Origin of the sequence: Pseudomonas sp. C32 (genome assembly GCF_030417915.1) — a bacterium.
Classification (GTDB): Bacteria; Pseudomonadota; Gammaproteobacteria; order Pseudomonadales; family Pseudomonadaceae; genus Aquipseudomonas.
In genome coordinates, this window is sequence record NZ_JAUHUK010000001.1 from 466,727 (window position 1) to 488,683 (window position 21,957).

Below are 21,957 nucleotides of genomic sequence, written 5' to 3' on the forward strand. Positions count from 1 at the left end.
GATTTATGCCGACTTGGGGGTAGGGCGGCCTTGCGTCGGCACGTGGGTCAATTCGTTGTCGGCGTCTACATCCACTGATCACTCGCCAAGGTGGAGCATGCGGGGTAAGCCTATTTCAGTGAGGCATGACCTGTTTTTTGCCACTAACAAAAACGTAGGTGTCCGGTTCCCACTCGAATTGCAGCTTCGAGAAGTTAGCTGACGCGAGTTTTTTGTCTGCAGCTTGGAACTGGTTGTAGTCCATGGTGCCGCTGTAGATATAATTTTGACCGGGGTCAATTTGATTGTCATCGGAAAGGCTAATGCGCTTTATGACATCACCGAAGATGTCCTTGAGTACGACGGTACCTTTGACGCCAGAGAGTGCTTCGGCGGTATTGTTTTTGAAGGCGACGCTGATCGAAAAGTAATCGCTATATCGTTTATTGGCGTAGTCTTTCGGATTAAGCTTTAGCTCAATCAGAGATGCGGTTAGCGTTGCATTCATCTCTTTAAGGCTTTGAAGCTGCTGCTGCTTCACCTGTTCTGCTAAGGCCTTCTGTTTCACTTCCTCTGCGGCTTTCTCGTCGAGCCAAGCTTTCTGAGTTTTCAAGGCATCTCCTACCGTTGTATCGGTAACGGCCTGCGAACCACCGAAGGCGCTTGCTAGGGCACGGCGTGCTGCGTAACCCAAGAAAAGCTTCTTATCATCATCGGTGAGTTTTTTGACCGATTCTGCTAGGTGAGCATCGTCCGACCATTTGCTGATATCAGCTGGCAACTTGGCGTCTTTGGGATCGGAGCATGCGCTCAATAGAACGCAGACGAGAATGGTAGTAGCAAGTTTTGCGTACATGTTTCTTCCTGATTAGTACGTTTTCAAATGACGAAGCTTTCGAGTGCAGGCTAGGTGCTAGCATCATCCAAGAATTGTTATGCAGGGCTGACAATTTCACAAGCGAAGTGTTTGATCACCAATTTTTGGTGTACCGTTAGGATACTAACTACATAGAGACCTACCATGTCCAAGCTCGCAGAATTCCGCCAACTCGAAAAACACCTCGCCGAACAGCTCCAGGCTCTTGAAGCCTTGAAAGGCGATGCTGGCCTCAAGAAAGAAATCGAATTTGAAACCAAGCTGCGCGCTCTGCTTGCTGAGTACGGCTACAGCCTGCCGAACGTGATCAACTTGCTTGATCCGAAGTCTGGTCGTCACGCACCAGCAGCTGAGTCCAAGACCGGCACCCGTAAGCCACGCGTGTTGAAGGTCTATAAAAACCCTCACACCGGCGAAGTCGTTGAAACCAAAGGCGGCAACCACAAGACGCTGAAAGAATGGAAAGCAGAACACGGCTCCGCAACCGTCGAGTCCTGGCTGAGCAAGTGATCTTGGTTTGAGTACAAAAGAGCTCGAGAGGGCCCTTTTTTGTGCGCCACTGTTTCTTCAACCGATGCATTTCAGGATTACTCGAACAGCGGTTTGCATAACCGAAGGTAACGTTCAGAAAATACAAATGCGAATACGTATCAAACGCTGGCGATGTGGTATACCATGCGCCGCGATTTGTTGGCACGTATGCCATTCCATTTGGCTATTTTCTCAAGGTTTCCTCGATGCGTCGTACTCTGGTTTCGATCTGTGTGCTTCAGGCGATTTCCGTTTCCTCCTGGGCGGAGCAAGCGGCAACCGATAAATCCAGTTTGGAGTTGCAAGCGACCGACATCGTCGGCACATCCGACTTTGAAACTGCCCTGGGGCCAGTGGACGGCTATCGCGCAACCCGTTCAGCCAGTGCGACCCGCACCGATACGTCGATCCATGAAACGCCGCAGTCAATCAGCGTGGTGAGCAAGGATGTCGTGGAGGACATCAGTGCCACTCGATTGCAGGATGCGCTCGATTATGCCGGCGGGGTGGGGCGAGCCAACAACTTCGGCGGTCAAGGCCTGACCACGTTCACGGTGCGAGGGTTTACCACAGGCGAGTTTTATCGCAACGGCTTCCCAATCAACCGTGGCTATCCGAACATGCCGGATGCGAACACCATCGAGCGGCTCGAAGTGCTGCGAGGGCCAGCGACCATGCTGTATGGCCGAGGCGATCCTGGAGGCACATTCAATGTCATCTCCAAACAACCTCTGGCCGTACCTACGGTCACGCTGGGCAGCCAACTCGACGACCAGGGTATGCAACGAGGCACCCTGGATGCTTCCGGCCCGCTTGATGAAGAAGGGCGCCTCGCCTATCGCCTGAACGTCGTTGGTGAGGGCGGTGATACTTTCCGCGATCATGTCGAAACCGAACGCTACGGAGTAACGCCGGTACTAGCCTGGCAGGTTAACGACGACACCAAGGTGATTTTCGAAGGCGACTTCATGCGCAACAATCACCCGCTCGATCGCGGCGTGACGCGCTATCCGAATCAGATCCGCACCGCGTCCCGCGATACCTTCTTCGGCGAAAAAGACGTTGGCAAATTGCACAACGACAACAACATGGCGCAGCTGCGGTTCGAGCATGTGCTGAGCGATAACTGGACGTTGGGCGGTGGTTTTCAATGGCTCGATGGCACCCTTAAAGGCAATGCCGTTGAGGCCAATGGTGTCGCGTCCGATGGACGCACCCTGGGCCGCAACTTCAATTACCGCAAGCTGGAGTGGACGGACAAGGACACCCAGCTCAACCTCACCGGACATTTCACCGCAGGCGGTTTCGATCACACGTTGTTGACCGGTGTCGAGTACGAGGATTACGACTACAAGTCGATCATTCAGCGTTCCAGTGGCGCGGTGAGTGCCTATCCGATTGACATCTTCGACCCGGTGTATGGTCAACCTCGGCCAGCTTTGACTCGAACTCCGACCAACGACAAAGAAAACCTCAAGACCTATGCCGCTTTCGTCCAGGATCAGGTGGCATTGACCGAGCGTTTGAAACTATTGGCCGGCGCGCGTTTCGAGCGCTTCGAGCAGGACTACGAAACCTTTGTGCCAGGCAGTAGAAGCTGGGAGGCCAGCGACAATGCCGTGACACCGCGTGTAGGGTTGACCTATAACCTGACCGACACCGTGGCGCTCTACGCCAATACGGCTCGCTCGTTCAAACCCAATACCGGTGCCAGTCGCCAGGGCGGAGGGTTTGACCCGGAAAAGGGCAAGTCGTATGAGCTCGGCGTCAAGTGGGATGCACTGGACAATCAGTTGAGTGTCGAGGCGGCGATCTACCAGATTGAAAAGCGCAATGTGCTCACCACCGATCCTGTGGACTCGACCTTCAGCGTGGCAGCAGGCGAGGTGCGCAGCCGAGGTTTCGACCTGAACATCGCCGGCAACCTGACCCCGCAATGGCGAGTGATTGGCGGCTACGCTTATGTCGATGCCGAAGTGACCAAGGATAACGTCATCCAGTCCGGCACTCGTCTAATGAACATCCCACAAAACAGCTTCAGCCTGCTCAACGTTTACGAGTTTCAGGATGGCGCACTCAAGGGATTGGGTCTAGGGACGGGCCTCAAGTACGTCGATGAGCGTGCGGGGCAGACGGCCAACACGGCGTTTTCGATGGGCAGCTACACCGTTGTCGATCTACTGAGCTACTACAAGGTCAACGACAAAATCAGGCTTAATCTAGATGTGAAAAATCTGACTGACGAAGACTATGAGGAAGGGGCATTTGGCAACGTTTACGCCTATCCAGGGGCGCCGAGAACCGTGCAGGTCGGTATTTCATATACGTTGTAATTCGCTTGTGTGGGGAGTATTTCATGTTGTGAAAGCTCAACGCGGCTCCGCAACTGTCGAGTCTTGGCTGATCAAGTAATGTTGTGTTGAGTACAAAGGGCCCTGTGGGGCCCTTTTGCCATCCGGGTTTTAATCGGAGCCAGCCTTTACTTGGTCAGTTATCAGTTGGGCCAGTATCCGCACAGGTTCGGTAAAGCTGTGCCGAGACCGATGTACTAGCCCTATGTCACGATGAAAGGTGTGCTGTCCGAGATCAAGCGCACGTACACCTGCGGGCCATTCCTCATGGGGGGCTGTCTGCGGCACTAGAGCTACACCGACACCATTCTCGACCAGCTTGATAATGGCCTCCAGTTCATCCAGCTCGCAAACCTCCCTTAGTGTGAAATGCATCTGCCGAAGGAAGCGATCCACCTGCCTACCCCCGAATGATGATCTGTCGTACCGAATGAACGGTTGGCTGGAAAGAAGTTTCGACCAATCTTCTCCGGGCACTTCACGCGGCACAATCAGTCGATAAGACTCAAGCGCCAAGGTCGTCCAACGTAGATCGCTTTGAAGTGAGAAGGGTGGTACTACCGCCATGTCGATCTCGCCCGCATCCACGAGGTTGACGTCGCATCCCAAACAATCCTTGATAATCGCCAAGGCCTTATCGACGAGCGTGACGGGTTTAATCAGGCCCGTAACCGATACGCCCCGCCGAGATGTTAGGAAAACCAGGGCGATATCTCTCGTAGTTTGACGCGTCGGAACGCTGAATGGCGCTCAAACCGTTGAGTCCTGGCTGACCAAGTGATTTTGGTTTGAGTACAAAAAGAGCCCAATCGGGCTCTTTTTTGTAGTTATTCCTAGGGTAGCGACCAAGCGCGGACTCTCCAGGAGTCCCCTCGTAAATTGAGTGCGGATTTGGGGATTCGGGAGCCTCTCCAGCCAAAGATGATCCAACACGAGCACTGGCTGCGCAACCGCCCCCTGTCGTGAGCTGTTGTCCATACGGATTCACAACGCGTTTGTCCTGACGATTTGAACGTCGCATGGACACGCTTTCTGATGGCAGGCAGCGTATCCAGCGTCCAGGCTTCTGCACCAGGAGTCAAAAAGCTTCGGAACGCTGGATCAAGCAGTTCATGTGGTTTCAACGTCCCGCCCCTTTTTTCTCATGTAAGGAGGCGCCTCAAATCGACGCGCCTTTCACGAGGGACTACAACAAAATGGCGCTACAACCAGGCTTTGATTTGCGCACAAACGGCCGGTGTTGAGATGCCATACCGGTCATGCAGCGTCGGCAATGCGCCCGCATCCAGAAATGCGTCGGGCAAAGCGATTTGCCGGAAGGTAGGCGTCACTCCGTTACGCAGAAGTAACCCGGCAACAGCCTCGCCGAGTCCACCGATAATTGAGCTGTTTTCGGCGGTTACTACCAAGCGTCCGGACTTGCGGGCTTCGGCCAGAATGGTCTGTTCATCCAGCGGCTTGATGGTTGGCACGTGCAGCACTGCGACATCGATCCCGTCCGCCTGAAGCTGCTTTGCTGCTTCCAATGAACGCATGGTCATCAGCCCCGTAGAGATGATCAGGACATCATTACCGGTGCGCAGGGTCTTAGCTTTACCGATCTCGAACTTGTAGCCGTACTCATCCAACACCAACGGCACATTGCCCCGTAGCAAGCGCATATAGACCGGGCCTTGGTGAGCGGCGATTGCAGGCACGGCCTGCTCTATTTCCAGCGCGTCGCACGGATCGACGATCATGAGGTTTGGCATTGCGCGGAAGATCGCCAGGTCGTCCGTGGCCTGGTGGCTCGGGCCGTACCCGGTGGTTAGGCCGGGCAAGCCGCAGACAATCTTGACGTTGAGGTTTTCCTCGGCAATCGCCATGCAGATGAAGTCATAGGCGCGACGGGAGGCAAACACGGCATAGGTAGTAGCGAAGGGCACGAAACCTTCCCGGGCCATACCTGCAGCCGCGCTCATCAGCAACTGCTCGGCCATGCCCATTTGATAGAAGCGATCCGGATGAGCTTTGGCGAAGATGTGCAGGTCGGTGTACTTGGACAAGTCGGCGGACAGGCCGACGATATCCGGGCGTTGATCCGCCAGCGCAGCTAATGCATGCCCAAAAGGTGCCGACTTGGTGGCTTGGCCTTCGGAGGCAATGGAAGCGATCATCGCCGAGGTAGTCAGGCGCTTTTTGATCGGCTCGGCATTCGAAGTCGGCGTGTTAGCGGCGTTGCTCATTGGTCTTTTCCTTCTTCAAGGTTGCTCAGTGCCAGATCCCATTCGTGTTCTTCCACGCGAATGAAGTGCGTCTTCTCTCGGGTTTCCAGAAACGGCACACCTTTGCCCATTTTGGTATCGCAGATAATTACGCGTGGCTGTGTACCTGGATGATTACGCGCGGTATCGAAGGCGGCGACCAGTGCATCAAGGTCATTGCCATCGACGCGCTGGGTGAACCAGCCAAACGCGTGCCAGCGATCAACGATTGGTTCGAACGACAGGATTTCACTGGAGTAGCCGTCGGCTTGCTGGTTGTTGACGTCGACGATGGCGATCAGGTTGTCGAGTTTCCAGTGCGAGGCCGACATCACCGCTTCCCAGGTCGAGCCTTCATTCAACTCGCCGTCCGACAGCAGGTTGTAAACGAAGGAGGGCGAGCCCTTGCGCTTGAGGCCCAGGCAGGCACCGACCGCGATACCCAGGCCCTGGCCCAAGGAGCCTCCGGTGATTTCCATGCCCGGGGTGTAGGCGGCCATGCCCGACATCGGCAGACGGCTGTCATCCGAACCGTAAGTTTCCAGCTCGTCGAGCGGGATGATTTCGGCTTCGATCAAGGCCGCGTACAGCGCAATGGCGTAGTGACCGATGGAGAGATAGAAGCGATCACGCTCTTCCCATTCAGGATCTGCAGGCCGATGGTTCATGGCATGGAAGTAGGAGACTGCCAGCAGGTCGGCAGCACCGAGGGCCTGGCCAACATAGCCCTGTCCCTGTACTTGGCCCATTCGCAGCGCATGGCGGCGAATGTTGTGCGCGCGTTCAACCAGGGTCGTGGATGAAGCGAGTGAAGGATTAGTAGTCATGGTGAAACTCCATTAACTCAACGATTGACCAAGGCGGCGGGGATGCGCAGTACCAGAGCGGCCCCCGCGAACAGAACACCAGTTATCAGGTACATGCCGATGGCACTGGAGCCGGTCATTGTGGTGATCCAGCCAATCAGATAAGGCGAGCAAAAGCCGGCGAGGTTGGCGAAGCTGTTGACCGCCGCGATACCGGCAGCGGCAGAAACGCCTCCGAGCAACGTGGTTGGCAGCATCCAGAACAACGACGTTGCAGACAAAATGCCGGAAGCGGCCAGGCAAAGACTGAGGATGGACAGGGTTGGATTGCCGCCCATCAGCGCCGCCAGACTCAGACCGATAGCACCGGCAATCATCGGAACGATGAGGTGCCAGCGGCGCTCGCGATGTTTGTCACCACTGCGTCCCACTAGCAGCATGGCGGCAATGGCACAGAGGTAAGGCAGGCTGGTCAGAAAGCCGATATGCAATGGATCGGAAACCCCCGAGTTACGTACCAGGGTGGGCAGCCAGAAGGTGATTGCGTACTGCCCCATCACGACACAGAAGTAGATGGCAGCCAGCAGCCACAAGCGGCGGTCGCGAATGAACTCGCCCACAGAGGCATGGGTGACTTTGTGCTGGTCGTCTTCGGCCAGCTCCCGAGTGATCAGTGCCTTTTCTTCGTCGTTGAGCCAACTGGCCTGATGCACTCCGTCTTTGAGGTAGCTCAGTACCAGAAGACCGACAACGACCGTGGGTACAGCCTCCAACACGAACATCCACTGCCAGCCAGCCCAGCCATGCATGCCGGCGAAATGATTCATGATCCAGCCGGAGAGAGGGCCACCCACCATGCCTGACAGCGGAATGGCGATGAACCACAACACGGTCATGCGGGCGCGACGATAGGATGGAAACCAGTAGGTCAGGTACAGCAACAGGCCGGGCGCCAGACCGGCTTCGGCGATACCGAGCAGAAAGCGCAGGGCATAGAACTGCCAGGCGGTTTCGACGAAGGCAAACAGGGCTGACACGATGCCCCAGGTGATCATGATGCGTGCGATCCAGACACGTGCGCCGACCTTGTGCAGGATGATGTTGCTGGGAACTTCGCACAGGAAGTAACCGATGAAGAACATGCCGGCGCCAAGCCCGTAGACCGTTTCGCTAAGCGCCAGATCGTTCATCATTTGCAGCTTGGCAAAGCCGACGTTGACGCGATCAAGGTAAGCGCACAGGTAGCACAGCATCAGGAAGGGCATCAGGCGCCAGGCCGTTTTCCGGTAGGCGTTGGAACGCACGGTCGAAACCGCTTCGAGCGACAGGGTAGTCATGATGGTCTGATCTCTTGTTTTTATTGACTGCCAGGCCATGAGACCCGGCTACGTCATCGATCCAGAACCGCACGAGCCGCACAGGCCCGCCCAGGTGTACTTAATGAATCAGCATGCCGCCGTTCACATCCAGAGTGATGCCTGTGAGGTAAGAGGATAGGTCGCTGGCCAGGAACAGGACGGCGTTGGCGACATCCTGTGCTGCACCGAGTCGTCCCAGGGGAATGCCGTCGATGATCGCGTGACGGCGATCGTCCTGCATCAGGCCACCGGTAATGTCGGTGTGAATCAAACCAGGGGCGATGGAGTTGACGCGAATGTTATCCGGCCCCAGTTCGCGTGCCATGGCTTTGCCCAAACCCAGTACACCGGCTTTGGCCGCACTGTAATGAGGGCCTCCAAAGATGCCGCCGCCCCGCTGAGCAGAAACGGAAGACATGCACACAATGCTGCCGGAAGATTGTTGGCGCATGTGCGGAATTACGGCCTGCGACATCAGCAGGGTGCCGCGCAGACTGACGTCAAGCACCTTGTCGTAGTCAGAAGGGCGGATGTCCAGGGTCTTGAGTGGCTGAGTAATGCCGGCATTGTTGACGAGGACGTCAATGCGGCCGAAGTGCTCGATGATTTTGGCAACGGCCTGCTGAACCTGCGATTCGTCAGCAACGTTGGCCGCCAGACCGAGATGACCTTCGCCTAAGGAAGCAGCGGCATCACGGGCAGCGGACTCATCCAGGTCAAGGATCACGACGTGAGCGCCTTGTTGCGCGAAAGTGGTCGCTGTAGCGCGGCCAATGCCACGGGCAGATGCAGCACCGGTGATGATTGCGACTTTGCCTTGGAGAAGCATGGAGGAGCACCTCAAATTGTTTTTATTGGGTCGATCCGTCAAGAACCGATGACTCAGCTTGTTCTCCAGGGATGGTCTGAGCAATAACGCGAATGTCACTCGATGCTGAAAAAAATTCAGCACTCGTCAAGGCAGTTGTCAGGTGATTGAATGAAAGACAAATCCAATAATCGTAAAAAATGCAGTGGGGTGCCATGCGCACAGATGCTGATACACCAATCATCCTGCCACCGCTGAGAGCAATTCAGGCCTTCGAGCAAACGGCGCGCTTCGGGAATGTTGCCAGGGCGGCGGAAGTATTGGATTTAACGCCATCAGCTGTGAGTCACCAACTGGCCAAGCTTGAGGGGATGATAGGCAGGCAATTATTCGTTCGAGCGGCCCGTGGTGTCTCCCTCACTCCGGTGGGGGAGCAGTACCTGAAAGAAGTCTCCGGGATCCTACATAGCCTTGCAGTGGCAACCGAACGCGCGGCCAGCGATGTCAGTCTCGATTGTCTGCGGCTGCACTCATCGCCGAGCTTTGGCCTGCTCTGGTTAATGCCGCGATTGGAAGCGTTTCGTGCAAGTCACCCTGACATCCAGCTCAACTTGTCATGCTCGTACGAGTCACTCCACTTCAGCCGGGACAAGATTGATGTGGATATCCGCCATGGCATGCCCAACTGGCCAAGTTATGAGGTTCGCACAGTACAAAATGAAAAGTTCGCCGTACTCACCTCACCGAAATTGCTTGCGCAACGACCTATCCGAGTTGCGTCGGATCTACTCGACTGTGATTTGGTGTTGTCTGAAGCCACATTGCTAAAGTGGCCACAATGGTTCGCCCAACATGGTTTGGCTCGCCCGGAAAGACCCTACGCATTGAGCTTTGATCGATCCTATATGTCATTGGAAGCAGCCAGCCATGGACTCGGATTCGCATTGGAGAGCACGTTGCTCGCGCAGAAGTACTTGGCGTCCGGCACGTTGGTCGAAGTTGCGCCCGAATCACTCAGCGCCCCTGTGGCCGCTCACCATTTAGTGTTCCCAAAGGCGCATTCCGGCTTTCCGCGTGTACGGCGCTTTTTGGAGTGGATGGAAAGTGAGTTGGGACATGAGTTCGCGTACTGAGCGGTGCCGAGATGGAACGCTAGAGAGGGATACTTCTTCGTCTTGGAGTGAGCGTGGAAAGAGCATCAATTGTTGATCTCTCAGAGAGCCACACCATTCAGCAAAAGGTGTATTCAGCACTTTTCGCCTATGCGCGAACTGGCCTCACGTAGTGCCGCCTTCAGCTCGCCGACGAGGCATTACCGCACCTCTTCACGTATTGGCTGCTGCTTAGCCTGATTGCGTAGTTGAACCGCGATTAGCTAAACCACTAGCGCGGGGTGGGCTGAGTACCCTTGTCCTGTAATGTGGGACTGGTACTGCGAACTCCGGCCTTGATGTAAAAATCATCTCCCATATTATGATATTCCTCCTAAGAAACTATGAGGGGTTTCCGATGGACGCAGGCAAAGGCACCGCATCATTAGAAAAAGCCTTTGATCTACTCGAAACTATCGGGCTAGCACCTGAGGGACTCGATAGTCAGCTGCTTGCTGCCCGAGTAAATCTTCCGCGCTCAACGCTTTACAGATTACTTGGCCTACTGGTCGATCGCGGGATGGTTCGGCGCGATCCAACAAGTAAACGCTACCGTTTGGGTTTCCGTTATTTGGAGATGGTTCGGGGTGCTTGGTTGGAACCAGATTTGGTAGCCGCCGCTAGCTTCGAACTGAGATCGTTGCGAGACCTTACTGGCGAGACCGCATATCTTGCTATCCGAGAGGGAGATCAAGTTCTCTCCCTTGAACGTTGTGATGGTGCTCATACTCACCGCTCCGCCGCTGCCATGGGCCAGAGCAAGCCGATGTATTGCACAGACCAGGGCAAGGCCATCCTGAGCGCCATGGGTGGCCGAACAAGCTGAAAATCTATTCAGTCGGGCGTCATAAGTACCGCTAGTGTCATGTCGATGAATTCATCGTTCCGGTTGATCGTCGTCAGGGCGCCGCGAACATTGTTTCCAACCTCACCTGCGCCACGCTGTTCGAGATACGTTCCTTCCCACCTATCTTCAAGCGCAAGGAAAGCGGCGCCGGGCGGTCTGTTACAAAATATATTTTGTGCCCCCCCCTTGAAAATGAAAAAACGAAACGGAGTTATTATATTTGATACCAAAAAAAAGCAGGGATCTGCGCTCACACGGTTTTTTCAGATTTCCAGAGGCTTTGGGCCATTCGACTCGATTGCTTCGTCGCAGCTTTCGCTCCTGCATTGCCCTTCTGGAAATCTATAGTGAGGTGAGTGGTAGGGAGGAGCGGAAGGTAGTTTTACCCGCAGGGGTGGAGGGAGATCGTTTTTTGCGACGCAGTCGCGGCTAGCTTTTGATTTTAGAGTAACCGTGATTCCGCCTAAAAAATCGAAGGAACTTTGATTCCTAGGCATGCTAGCGAGGAGATTCTTCTATCACCATCGGGCCCCAGGCCGATGGGCGCGCGCTTCCCCTGGAAAGCCTGACGGGCATGCTCATTGGGAACAAATGTCCAATTCAGCGGGTTACTTTAGATTGCTCTGAAAAAAGCTCGTCAGCTTGTCGAAAGGGATGAGGTTGACGCGATCATATAGGTCGACATGGCCGGCGCCAGGGATGATGACGAGCTCCTTGGGTTGTCCGGCGAGCTTGTAGGCCTCCTCGCCGAACTCCCTTGAGTGTGCATCGGCCCCGGCAATGAACAACATCGGACGCGGAGAAATCGTCTCGATATCATTGAACGGGTAGAAGTTCATGAACTTGATGTTGCTCGTGAGTGTAGGGTGCGTCGTCAACTCTTTGGAGGAGCTGGATGGCGTGTACTCGCCGCGTGGTGTGCGGTAGAAATCGTAGAACTCACGCTGGATGGGATGAGTATTCTCATCTAGCTGATGTACCGTACCGCTGGTGTAGAGAGTTTTACCGCCAGTGAATTCTACATCACGCTGCTGCGCTGCTTGCGCGATGATGTCCCTCCGTTGCTCAAGCGTCTGCGAATGCTTCAACCCATTACGATTGGCTGCGCCCATGTCATACATGCTGACTGTTGCGATGGCTTTCATGCGCGGGTCGATCTTGGCCGCGCTGATGACGAAGCTGCCGCTGCCACAGATGCCGATCGCGCCAATCCGCTCTTTGTCGATGAAAGGCTGTGCACCGAGAAAGTCTATTGCTGCACTGAAGTCCTCGACATAGATGTCCGGCGAAACTGCGTTTCGCGTTTGCCCCTCGCTTTCACCCCAGAATGAAAGATCCAGGGACAGTGTCACGAAGCCTTTCTCTGCCATTTTCGTGGCATAGAGGTTAGCGCTCTGCTCCTTGACCGCTCCCATCGGAGGGCCAACAACAATCGCAGGGCTCTTCGTTTTACCGTCTAGGTTTTTCGGGATGAACAGATTCCCTGCCACATTCATTTGATATTGGTTTTTGAAGTTAACCTTCTGCACGGTCACTTTTTCGCTGGTATAAAAATTATCCGCGCCGTTGGACATATCGGCTCCTACTGCTGAGAGTGAACTGACAAGAAGCGTTAATAGAACAATGAGCTTTTTCATTGGAATCCTTGTTGATGCGGAGTCATCAGTCTTTAGAGAACAGCACTTGCACATCCCCGCGCCCTAGCGCCTGAGCCAGATCAGCGGTGTCATCCACTCGCCCAAGGCGCGTGTAGGAGTACGTCGAGTCGAACGTTGAATAGAAGACGACCAAGGTGTCCCCTCCATACAACATCAAGTCGCCGTTGCGGATCGTTCCCGGTTTGCTCGCATCGGCAGGCAGGTTTTCTGGAAGACTGGAGTGTTTTTCATTGCGGTTCAGATCGCTCATGTCGAGCGTTAGCGGTAGTCGCTTGGCAAATGCACCAGCGGCGGCGTTGTCGACCAAGGTAATGGCGAAGCGTTGTTCCCCGATGGTCATCCACATGCGAAATTTCTCCGGTATCGACGACGCCGACGCGGCATCATTCACAGATACATAACTACCCAACACGAGCATTGCAGACAGCAAACCAAGCCAACGAAGTGTCCTCATGACCCGTCTCCCCTAAAGTTGCATAGCTCAAGCGGATTGAGGTGTTGTTGAACGGAATGTCAGCACCGTCACAAATGCGGCAAGCAGCAGCACGGCTGCGCTCACGACGAAAGTGCTCTGGTAGCCGCGACTATCGAACAGCAGTCCGCCAACGGTGGAGCCCAGGGCGATGGCCAGTTGAATCACCGCCACCATCAAGCCACCTCCGGCCTCGGCATTTTTTGGTAAGGCCTGTGCGATCCAGCTCCACCAGCCCACAGGGGCCGCAGTTGCCAGCAACCCCCAAAATCCAAGCAGTGCGCCAACGACAACGACGGAGGTTCCAAAAGGGATCAGTGCCAAAGCAATCAACGCCATCAGCACCGGTATGACTATCAATGTCCGGAATAGACCGCGTCTTATGAAAAGGCCGATGATCAAAGTCCCGATAAAGCCCGCTATACCGATCACCAGCAGGACTAGCGACAGCGTGGATACGTCGACGCGCGTCACCGTTTCGAGGAAAGGCCGCAGGTAGGTAAACAGGGCGAACTGCCCCATGAAGAAGGCGCCGCATCCGGCCATGCCGAGCGCAACGGAACGGTTCCTGAGCAACTTCAAGACGTTGCCGGTTCCCGGTGTGCGCGGCTCTACCTTCATGGTTGGCAGGCTGATCCACAGCCAGATGAACGCAACCGCCGCTATTGGCACGAGGCAAAAGAAAGCGCCGCGCCAACCGATGATCGAGCCCAGATAGCTGCCCAGCGGGGCGGCGATTACGGTAGCCAATGCATTGCCACCGTTGAAGATGGCCAAGGCCTTGGGCACCTGCGTGGCAGACACCAGCCGCATGGCCGTCGCAGCGGACATCGACCAAAAACCTCCGATGACCACACCGATAAGCGCACGACCGACCATGTACGTCAGATAATTGGGTGCCAGCCCGACAATCGCGCCGGAGACAGCCATCAGCCCAGCAAGTGCCAGCAAGAGTGTCTTGCGGTTGAGGGTTCCGGCTATCCAAGAGATCGACAGGCTGGTCAGCACAGCGAATGCCCCGGAGATCGCAATGCCTTGACCTGCCATCCCTTCTGTAACATGAAGATCAACGGCCATCGGCGTCAGCAGGCTGACAGGCATGAACTCCGAAGCGATCAGCGCGAATACACAAAGCGTCATTGCAAAGACGCCGCTCCAGCAAGCAGGAACATCGTTTGTTGAGGAAATAGTGCCCATCGGGGCCTCAGGTACATTCGTATTCATGCCGGCAATGGTGACGAATGAACACTCGGGCGACTAGCTAATGAATGCTTAACATGGTTATAAGTACAGCTAATCAATAGACTAAATAGACGGTTGCACAATGGCCAGAAGGAATCTCAACGATTTGCTGTCTTTCGTGACAGTAGCGCGAGAAGGCAGCTTTACGCGCGCAGCTGGAGTACTGGGCGTTACGCAGTCTGCAATAAGTCAGGCCATCACCGGTCTGGAAGCACGTCTGCAAATCAGATTATTGACGCGCACCACGCGTAGCGTTTCGCCGACAGTAGCGGGGGAGCGACTGCTGCAAGCGATCGGCCATCGCTTCGATGAAATCGAAGCGGAACTTGATGTCTTAACGGAAATGCGCGACAAGCCAGCCGGCACGGTACGCATTACCTGCGGTGATCACGTTCTGCGGACAACGTTGCTGCCCAAGCTCACTGCATTGCTACACGAATACCCGGATATCAAGGTCGAATTCGACGTCAATTACGGATTCAGAGACATCGTAGCGGATCGTTTTGATGCGGGTGTGCGCCTGGGTGACACCATCGACAAAGACATGATCGCAGTCCGAATTGGGCCGCCGTTACGTATGGCCGCTGTTGCCTCCCCAACATACTTTGCCGCTCATGCCATTCCCAAAAGTCCGCGTGACCTTATGAGCCATATCTGTATCAACCAGCGGATGCAGACATCGGGTGGACTCTATGTATGGGACTTTGAACGGCGCGGAAAACAATTGAACGTACGAGTAGATGGCCAGCTCATTTTCAACACGTCGACCCACATTGTGGATGCTGCACTGGCCGGGCTGGGCATTGCCTACCTTCCGGAAGAGGAGTTTGAACCTCATCTCCAGGAAGGCCGGCTGGTGCGGATGCTGGAAGATTGGTGCCCACCATTTTCTGGATACTATTTGTACTACCCTAACCGTCGGCAGCCCTCTCCGGCGTTTTCGCTAGTTGCCAACGCGCTGCGCGAAGCAATCTAGATAACGCGATTTACTGATTCAGATTATCTTTGCCACAAGCAAATTCGCGCCATCCCCTACGCTTCGTAGTAGATAGTAATCGGCAGAACATAGATCGCGATGTATGAAACGACTAGCATTTGAATCGCTAGACCCATATAGCTTGAACACAGCCTGTTATTCCTAAAATCTAGTACAAAGCAATTTTATAGTGCGTTTTAATCTATTCGGATTTTCTGAATTGATTGGAGCACTTGTCTTTGAAAACTACGGCGCTTTTACCTTTTGGCTTTGCGTTACTGGCTACATTCTCGACGGCTTTCGCGGGCGCCACGCTGGATCGCGTAACCAGCAGCGGGGAGCTGAGTGGCGTACTGATGGAAAGCTATCCGCCATTCTCCTTTCTCAATGAACAGAACCAACTGGACGGTTTTGACGTAGATGTCGCCAAGGCTGTTGCGCAACGGCTAGGGGTGAAGCTGAAGTTGCAGACACCGTCCTGGGATGTCATCGCAGCTGGGCACTGGAACGGACGATATGACATCTGCGTCTGCTCGATGACCCCGAGCAAGGCACGGGCCGAAGTGTTCGACTTCCCGGTGGAGTATTACCAGTCACCGGCCGTGATCGTGGTGAATGCCAAAAACAAGGACATTGTCACGGGCAAGGATCTATCAGGTAAAAAAGTCGGTGTGATCAGTGCGTCGACCTATGAAGCCTATTTGAACAAGGATCTGGTGATTGAGGGCGCCGAGGACAAGCCGTTGAGCTATCCATTCGAAAGCGTCCAGGTCGCGCCATACGACAACGAAACGGTGGCCTTCCAGGATCTGGCCTTGGGCACGGGCGTGCGCCTGGATGCAATGGTCACCAACCTCATCACTGCTCGCGAACGCATCGCCCAGGATCCTCGCTTTAAAATTGCTGGCGACACGCTGTATGCAGAGCCCAATGTTGTAGCGATCGAAAAGGGCGATCTGCAATGGAACGCCAAAGTCACTGAGGTCGTCACCCAGCTCAAGGCCGACGGCACATTGAGCAAGATTTCACAGAAGTGGATCGGTGCCGATATCAGCCAATGACAGCCCTCAATCCATACCCGGCCAAGGCGACTATTGCCCCTGAAGCCGAGACGCCTCGTTTCAGCCAGCTACTTGGTTTTCGCACTCGTCTGTATTTGACCTGGGCGGTGCTCTTCGGCTTGTGCGTCATGTTTTTCATGAGCTTCGATCTGAAGTTCTCGATCATTCTGCAGAAGTTGCCCAACCTGGTCGGCCTGCATTTGGGGCCTGACGGTTTCTTGCAAGGCGCCGCGCTGACGCTGTTTTTGTGCTTCTGCTCGATCTGGCTTTCGTTGCTCCTTGGCTTCGTGACGGCGCTGGCTCGCCTGTCTCGCAGTGCGGTGGCTTTCGGTATTGCCAGTTTCTATGCGTCTTTTTTTCGCGGTACTCCGCTGCTGATCCAGATCCTGCTGATCTACCTGGGGTTGCCGCAGTTGGGTGTTGTTCCAGGCGCCATCAGCGCCGGGATCATTGCGCTCTCGCTCAATTATGGTGCCTACCTCAGCGAGATTTTTCGTGCCGGCATCATGGCTGTGGCACCTGGACAGCGCGAAGCGGCGATGGCCTTGGGGCTGAGACCGGCGGCAATGTTCCTGCACATCGTCCTGCCGCAAGCCATGCGCACGATTATTCCCCCGACAACCAGTCAGTTCATTTCAATGCTCAAGGACTCATCGTTGATATCGGTGATGGGCGTCTGGGAGGTGATGTTCCTGGCGCAGTCGTACGGTCGCTCGTCCTACCGCTACATCGAAATGCTCACCACCGCAGCCGTGATCTATTGGCTCCTGTCCATTGGACTGGAGTTGATACAGAACCGTCTTGAACGCCACTACGGCAAAGGTTTCAAGAATCAGCGGTGACCCGCCAAATTCAATGATTTGTACAGGTACCAAGATGTCCGATCCAAAACCCCTGTTGTTTGCGCTGTATGAACAAGCGAGCGTTGGCTGTGGCGGCGCGCCAAGTCTCTGGACGCACCCAGCTGATGAGCGACTGTCCATCAACTCTCTGGGCTACTGGTCTAACCTGGCACGTGTCGCCGACCAGGCTAATCTCGATATGTTGTTTTTTGGTGATGTGCTGGGCTTCTACGATGTGTTTGGCGGAAATGCCGACGCGGCCATGAAGTGGGCAGTGGAAGCACCTGCCAACGATCCGTTGATGATCATCCCGGCATTGGCCGCCGTGACGGAAAACCTGGCCTTCGGTGTCACTGTTACCACCAGTTATGAGCATCCTTTCACCCATGCCCGGCGCTTCAGCACGCTGGATCACCTGACCAATGGCCGGGTCGGTTGGAACATCGTCACCTCCTACCTGAACAGTGCCGCTCGCAACTTCGGCCTTGAGCAGATGATCAAGCACGATGATCGTTATGAACGCGCCGAGGAGTTTCTCGATGTCGTTTACAAACTTTGGGAAGGCAGTTGGGCAAACGATGCTGTGGTTGCCGACAAGTCTCGCCAGGTCTATGCCAAGGGCGATCGCGTGCGACCGATCGATCATGTTGGCGAACATTACAGGGTGGCCGGGCCGCATTTGACGTCGCCGTCACCGCAACGCACACCCTTGCTGATCCAGGCCGGCTGGTCAGGCCGTGGTCGTGAGTTTGCGGCGAAGCACGCCGAACTGATTTTTATCGCCAAGTCCAACCCGCTGGAAATTCGCCAGGGATTGGAAGATATATGGACACAGGCCAGGGCACGGGGTCGTCACGCTGAGGATGTGAAATCACTGACAGTACTTAGGATCGTCACCGCCAAGACCGAGATCGAAGCCCAACGCAAATATGATGAACTGCAAAGCAATTACCACTTGCAGGCGCAACTGGTCAGTTATGCCGGCGATACCGGTATCGACATCAGCCGCTACGCAGACGGCGACGCGTTGTCGACTCACACCGAAGGTATGACCTCCTATGTGATGCGTCCCGATGGCAGTGGCAAGCCCTTGACCGCCGGCGATGTCAAACAGCGCTTTGCCAATGTCACCCGGGGCAGTGATCTGATTCTGGTGGGCACGCCGCAGCAGGTGGCCGATCGCATCGAAGAGCATGCACGGATCTCCGCCACCAGCGGCTACATGCTCAACCCGCTGATTAGCCCAGGTAGTCTTGAGGACTTCGTTGAGTTGGTCATTCCTGAACTGCAAAAACGAGGCTTGTACCGCACCCAGCCACAGAGCGGTACTTTCCGTTCGCGGTTACGGGACGATGGCGCTAACCATTTACCGGATTCTGCTTACGGCGCCTCATTCCGCTTTGATTAAAGCTTTTAGGGTGGAGTTGCCTTTACGCACTATGTGTCCATGCTCGGCGAGTGTTGGCCTCCGCGATCGTCGAGTTCTGGCTAACCAAGTGATTTTGGTTTGAGTACAAAAGGGCCCTTCGAGGGCCCGTTTTTTGGGGGCGGCAGGCATGCGCGTTTCGCGAAGCGCAACCAGCGTGGCTATGTTTCCTCGCTGGTGACCTAGAGGTCACACTCGGCAATACGTGCATTTCTGGCCAAAAGAGGGTCGCAGGAACCTCAATGCTGATCAACGTCTCCAGGTAAAGACCCACTCTGACCGGCCCTGCGCAGTATCAATACCGTCACCTCATAAACAAGCACGGTTTTTCCCGCCGTCGTAGCAACGTCGACTTTGAACACAACCCACCCTCGTTCATGGTTTCCTGCATGGATGAGTGATCGAACAACTTGAGCTGACAGTTTGAGAATATCTCCAGGTACTACTGGAGCAACCATCCGAAAACCATCGATCTTCCCACCCGCAACGACATTTGTTTGGAGCAGTAAGGCATCACACATCAAACGTTGCGAGAAACCGAAGGTTTGTACCCCACTGGCGCAGTGCACCCCAAGCGGACTGGAATGGGCAAGGTCGGGATCAATATGTATATCGAGAGGATCGTACTCGGCAGCAAAGGCGATAATTTGTTCCGTTGTGATAGGAGCAGATTGCTTGGATGTCCAAGTTCTACCTAGGGGGAAGTCTTCCCAAAACAGCTCTTTCTCTGCCACGGTATCTCCTCGATTTTGTAGCGTTAAACTCGCGACACCGCCGCTAAAAACTTAGCTATGCGCTTCTCCACAAATGCTTGAATCGCTTCTTTCTGGTCTGGCGTTGTGTTGATCGCATTCAGCTTCTGGGCGGTGAAGCGTGTTCAAGCCATCCCGTCCACTTGCTCAACTATTAAGATCTGGTAGTTCGCAAGCAGACTCTTCGTGCAAAAAAATATGAGAGGCTCGGCAGGAGCCTTATTACCGTCGGACAACGCTACTCTATGAGAGGAGCTCGATAGCAATCGCGGTCGCCTCGCCGCCACCAATGCACACAGAAGCGATGCCACGCTTAAGCCTGTTCTGCCTCAAGGCATTTACTAACGTAACAACCACGCGCGCACCTGACGCGCCAATCGGGTGCCCCAAAGCGCATGCCCCGCCGTGGACGTTTAATTGCTCATGTCCGACGTTCAAGTCTCGGATAACAACCATGGGAACTACGGCAAAGGCCTCATTGATCTCAAAGAGATCAACATCCTTTATTGACCAGTTGGTTCGCTCGAGCAAGCGTTTAATCGCACCGACCGGAGCGGTGGCAAAGAGGCCGGGGGCGTGCGCGTAGGATGAGTGACCTGCTATCCGGGCCAACGGTGTAAGGCCTCTACGCTCGGCTTCAGACAAGCGCATCAGTACGAGGGCAGCCGAGCCATCCGAAATAGAACTGGAGTTCGCCGCAGTCACCGTCCCGCCTTCGCGAAACGCAGGTTTCAACGTAGGAATTTTGTCGATCCGGGCCTTACCTGGCTGTTCATCGCTTTCAATCGAAACCGTCTCACGGCCAGACGAAGCCAGCACAGGGACAATCTCGTCTTGGAAACGCCCTTCGGTGATTGCCTTCTGAGCACGGGTCAGCGAGCTGATCGCAAACTCATCCTGCTGGTCTCGAGTAAATCCATAACTCTGAGCACAGTCTTCGGCGTATGTGCCCATGAGCCGGCCTTTCTCGTAGGCATCCTCCAACCCATCGAGAAACATATGATCAATGATCTTGCTGTGGCCCATTCGATAGCCTGAGCGAGCTCGCTCCAACAGGTAGGGAGCGTTTGACATGCTTTCCATACCTCCAGCAATCACCACCTCCGCGCTCCCCGCATGGAGAAGGTCGTGGCCGAACATCAGCGCTTTCATGCCAGAGCCGCACATCTTGTTGACTGTTGAGCACACAACTTGCTCCGGAAGATTCGCCAACAGCGCGGCTTGGCGAGCCGGAGCCTGGCCTTGCCCAGCTTGTAGCACGCATCCCATGATGACCTCGCCAATGTCACTGGGCTGCAGGCTGGCTCGTTCCACGGCGGCACGAATTGCAACCGCACCCAGCTGCGCAGCGGTGACTTCCTTGAAATTCCCAAGAAAGCCTCCTAACGGAGTTCGGACAGCACTGACAATGACGATAGGGTCGGTATGGCTCATAACTGAATCCTCTGTTTCATGTTGGGGGGCTTGTGCCCGATCAAAGACTTTTAGCTCGATCTATTTCGCGGCCATTCTCAAAGCACCATCCAAACGAATCACCTCACCATTGAGCATGGAGTTTTCGATGATGTGCGCTGCCAACGCTGCGTACTCGGAAGGCCGTCCCAGCCGTGGAGGGAACGGCACATTGGCGGCCAATGATGCCTGCACGTCCTGAGGCATACCCGCCATCATCGGGGTCTCAAATATTCCGGGTGCAATGCACATAACACGGATGCCTGAACGAGCCAGGTCGCGTGCCAATGGCAATGTCATGGCAGCAACTCCACCTTTGGACGCGGCGTAAGCAGCCTGGCCCGTCTGACCGTCAAAAGCTGCGACAGAGGCCGTATTTATGACTACGCCACGCTCACCTTCTTCATTTGGCTCTCCTCCCGCCATAGCCTCAGCAGCAAGGCGAACCACGTTGAAGCTACCGATCAAATTGATCTCGATAGTCCGGCGAAAACTCTCAAGCCCATGTGCGCCATTACGGCCTAAAATCCGTTCGGCTGGTGCAACACCCGCGCAGTTGATCACCCCATGCAACGCGCCAAAGACACTGACTGCAGAGGCGATTGCTGCGCGGCAATCAATTTCACTGGTGATGTCGGCTCGCACGAAAATCGCACGTTTTCCTAGCTCGTCAGCGAGGGCTGCACCAGCGGCTTCGTTCACATCAACCAGCACCACATTTGCACCTCGGCCCACCAACTCACGCGCCGAAGCCAGCCCGAGTCCAGAACCTGCTCCAGTAATTAGGAAGACTGAGTTTTCAATGCGCATGAAGTTTCCTCATGAAATTGGTTTTGCCGAATAAGCGGACAATTGGCATACAAAAGGCCCGCAGACCAAATTGTTGGCGGCCGCCGGTTTTAACTTAAGTTGTAATCAACGCTGTAAATTCTAAAAAAGTACATCCGCGAGGCTACACACGCTGTCCGGTACAGGGCGCGCCGGGGCCGAGCTATGGCTTGGCTATGTTCACTTTCGACATTGGAATGCCTATTTATTCTCTAGCTGGATCTCACGTAAAAAATGCCAGGCCTCTCTTTCGATCAGCTCTGGCAAAAGTGGAGCAAGCATTAGTGGATGTAAGTT

General features: G+C 54.9%; 19 protein-coding genes and 1 pseudogene. 8 read left to right on the plus strand and 12 right to left on the minus strand.

Annotated features, from left to right (window positions below; all coding sequences use genetic code 11):
• Positions 1-115: 115 nt before the first annotated feature.
• The gene (locus tag QYH43_RS02120; RefSeq protein WP_301156090.1) at positions 116-835 is read right to left on the minus strand and encodes a hypothetical protein; all 720 of its coding nucleotides are present in this window, start codon (positions 833-835) and stop codon (positions 116-118) included.
• Between the two features lie 165 nt (positions 836-1,000).
• On the opposite strand from QYH43_RS02120, the gene QYH43_RS02125 reads away from it, so the two are divergent.
• The gene (locus tag QYH43_RS02125; RefSeq protein WP_301156091.1) at positions 1,001-1,366 is read left to right on the plus strand and encodes a histone-like nucleoid-structuring protein, MvaT/MvaU family; all 366 of its coding nucleotides are present in this window, start codon (positions 1,001-1,003) and stop codon (positions 1,364-1,366) included.
• 227 nt (positions 1,367-1,593) lie between these two features.
• Positions 1,594-3,720 carry a TonB-dependent siderophore receptor gene (locus QYH43_RS02130; protein WP_095056226.1) on the plus strand — a complete coding sequence of 709 codons (2,127 nt, stop codon included), beginning with the start codon at positions 1,594-1,596 and terminating at the stop codon, positions 3,718-3,720.
• Positions 3,721-3,849: 129 nt separating this feature from the next.
• Here QYH43_RS02130 and QYH43_RS02135 read toward each other — a convergent pair.
• From QYH43_RS02135 to QYH43_RS02155, 5 genes and pseudogenes are all read right to left on the minus strand, one after another.
• Positions 3,850-4,335: pseudogene (locus QYH43_RS02135) on the minus strand (LysR substrate-binding domain-containing protein); the annotation flags it as partial.
• A 605-nt stretch (positions 4,336-4,940) separates the two neighbouring features.
• Complete coding sequence (locus QYH43_RS02140) at positions 4,941-5,963, minus strand: transketolase family protein (RefSeq protein WP_095056225.1); 1,023 nt, start codon at positions 5,961-5,963, stop codon at positions 4,941-4,943.
• On the minus strand, positions 5,960-6,808 hold the full coding sequence (locus QYH43_RS02145; protein WP_301156094.1) for a transketolase: 849 nt from the start codon (positions 6,806-6,808) through the stop codon (positions 5,960-5,962). Before QYH43_RS02145 ends, QYH43_RS02140 begins: the two co-directional genes overlap by 4 nt.
• 17 nt (positions 6,809-6,825) lie before the next feature.
• A complete protein-coding gene (locus QYH43_RS02150) occupies positions 6,826-8,124 on the minus strand; it encodes an MFS transporter (protein WP_301156095.1) in 1,299 nt (432 codons plus the stop codon).
• A 100-nt stretch (positions 8,125-8,224) separates the two neighbouring features.
• Positions 8,225-8,974, minus strand: coding sequence for an SDR family NAD(P)-dependent oxidoreductase (locus tag QYH43_RS02155; RefSeq protein ID WP_301156096.1), 750 nt, complete (start codon positions 8,972-8,974; stop codon positions 8,225-8,227).
• 194 nt (positions 8,975-9,168) lie between these two features.
• Here QYH43_RS02155 and QYH43_RS02160 point away from each other — a divergent pair, with 194 nt between their 5' ends.
• Both QYH43_RS02160 and QYH43_RS02165 read left to right on the plus strand, forming a co-directional pair.
• The gene (locus tag QYH43_RS02160; protein ID WP_095056257.1) at positions 9,169-10,086 is read left to right on the plus strand and encodes a LysR substrate-binding domain-containing protein; all 918 of its coding nucleotides are present in this window, start codon (positions 9,169-9,171) and stop codon (positions 10,084-10,086) included.
• A 376-nt stretch (positions 10,087-10,462) separates the two neighbouring features.
• Positions 10,463-10,930 (plus strand): IclR family transcriptional regulator, encoded by a 468-nt coding sequence (locus QYH43_RS02165; RefSeq protein ID WP_301156098.1) that lies wholly within the window; start codon positions 10,463-10,465, stop codon positions 10,928-10,930.
• A 629-nt stretch (positions 10,931-11,559) separates the two neighbouring features.
• Here QYH43_RS02165 and QYH43_RS02170 read toward each other — a convergent pair.
• The 3 genes from QYH43_RS02170 to QYH43_RS02180 are packed head-to-tail and all read right to left on the minus strand — an operon-like array spanning position 11,560 to position 14,278.
• Positions 11,560-12,588: an alpha/beta hydrolase gene (locus QYH43_RS02170; RefSeq protein WP_301156099.1), complete on the minus strand. Its 1,029-nt coding sequence runs from the start codon at positions 12,586-12,588 to the stop codon at positions 11,560-11,562.
• A 25-nt stretch (positions 12,589-12,613) separates the two neighbouring features.
• Positions 12,614-13,063 carry a cyclophilin-like fold protein gene (locus QYH43_RS02175; RefSeq protein ID WP_095152195.1) on the minus strand — a complete coding sequence of 150 codons (450 nt, stop codon included), beginning with the start codon at positions 13,061-13,063 and terminating at the stop codon, positions 12,614-12,616.
• A 27-nt stretch (positions 13,064-13,090) separates the two neighbouring features.
• Entirely contained in the window at positions 13,091-14,278 is a 1,188-nt protein-coding gene (locus QYH43_RS02180) for an MFS transporter (protein ID WP_095152194.1), read from the minus strand.
• Between the two features lie 127 nt (positions 14,279-14,405).
• On the opposite strand from QYH43_RS02180, the gene QYH43_RS02185 reads away from it, so the two are divergent.
• The 4 genes from QYH43_RS02185 (at position 14,406) to QYH43_RS02200 (ending at position 18,610) form a co-directional block, all read left to right on the plus strand.
• Positions 14,406-15,299 carry a LysR family transcriptional regulator gene (locus QYH43_RS02185; protein WP_095056220.1) on the plus strand — a complete coding sequence of 298 codons (894 nt, stop codon included), beginning with the start codon at positions 14,406-14,408 and terminating at the stop codon, positions 15,297-15,299.
• Between the two features lie 356 nt (positions 15,300-15,655).
• The gene (locus QYH43_RS02190) at positions 15,656-16,360 is read left to right on the plus strand and encodes a transporter substrate-binding domain-containing protein (RefSeq protein ID WP_301156134.1); all 705 of its coding nucleotides are present in this window, start codon (positions 15,656-15,658) and stop codon (positions 16,358-16,360) included.
• Positions 16,357-17,202 carry an amino acid ABC transporter permease gene (locus QYH43_RS02195; RefSeq protein WP_301156101.1) on the plus strand — a complete coding sequence of 282 codons (846 nt, stop codon included), beginning with the start codon at positions 16,357-16,359 and terminating at the stop codon, positions 17,200-17,202. Before QYH43_RS02190 ends, QYH43_RS02195 begins: the two co-directional genes overlap by 4 nt.
• Positions 17,203-17,236: 34 nt before the next feature.
• Positions 17,237-18,610, plus strand: coding sequence for an LLM class flavin-dependent oxidoreductase (locus QYH43_RS02200; protein ID WP_301156102.1), 1,374 nt, complete (start codon positions 17,237-17,239; stop codon positions 18,608-18,610).
• Positions 18,611-18,867: 257 nt separating this feature from the next.
• On the opposite strand, the gene QYH43_RS02205 is transcribed toward QYH43_RS02200, so the two are convergent.
• The 3 genes from QYH43_RS02205 to QYH43_RS02215 all read right to left on the minus strand — a co-directional run bounded on the left by QYH43_RS02205 (position 18,868) and on the right by QYH43_RS02215 (position 21,642).
• Positions 18,868-19,362: a MaoC/PaaZ C-terminal domain-containing protein gene (locus QYH43_RS02205; RefSeq protein WP_095152192.1), complete on the minus strand. Its 495-nt coding sequence runs from the start codon at positions 19,360-19,362 to the stop codon at positions 18,868-18,870.
• Between the two features lie 261 nt (positions 19,363-19,623).
• A complete protein-coding gene (locus QYH43_RS02210; protein WP_095152191.1) occupies positions 19,624-20,814 on the minus strand; it encodes an acetyl-CoA C-acyltransferase in 1,191 nt (396 codons plus the stop codon).
• Between the two features lie 60 nt (positions 20,815-20,874).
• Entirely contained in the window at positions 20,875-21,642 is a 768-nt protein-coding gene (locus tag QYH43_RS02215) for a 3-hydroxyacyl-CoA dehydrogenase (protein WP_150779013.1), read from the minus strand.
• Positions 21,643-21,957: the final 315 nt, after the last annotated feature.